A 440-nucleotide genomic window follows, 5' to 3' on the forward strand; every position below is an offset into this window, starting at 1 on the left:
CAACTGTGCCATATTCCAGAACCAAAGCGTAGTAAGCGTGGTTGAACAAATACTTAGAAGCCACGGACTTAATGGCATAGACTACCGCCTTGAACTTAAAGAGCACTACCCAGCCAGGGAATTTATTACCCAATGGCAAGAAAGCGATTTTGAATTTATACAACGCTTAATGGCGGATGTGGGTATCTGGTTTCGCTTTGAAAGCCATGCCGAGCACGACTGCGACGTAATGGTGATAAGCGATTACGAACAAGGTTATGACCAAGTTGCTCATATTAATTACAAATTACCCAGCGGCACCTTGGACGGTGGCGCTGAAAGCGTTTGGGATATTAGCATGCACAGCCAAACGGTGGCATCATCGGTTAAAGTGAAAGATTATAACTACCGTGATGCCAAAGCCAACTTACTTGGCGAGGTCAATAGCCAACCCGATGACC

Annotated in this window: 1 protein-coding gene; it reads left to right on the top strand. The window is 45.7% G+C overall.

Annotation, left to right across the window (positions count from 1 at the left end; all coding sequences use genetic code 11):
• Positions 1 to 440: contractile injection system protein, VgrG/Pvc8 family (locus A9G48_RS09850; RefSeq protein ID WP_176702014.1), on the top strand; the 440-nt coding region annotated here is incomplete at both ends.

This window comes from Gilliamella sp. wkB18, from assembly GCF_001690875.1.
GTDB classification, from domain to species: Bacteria; Pseudomonadota; Gammaproteobacteria; order Enterobacterales; family Orbaceae; genus Gilliamella; species Gilliamella apicola_A.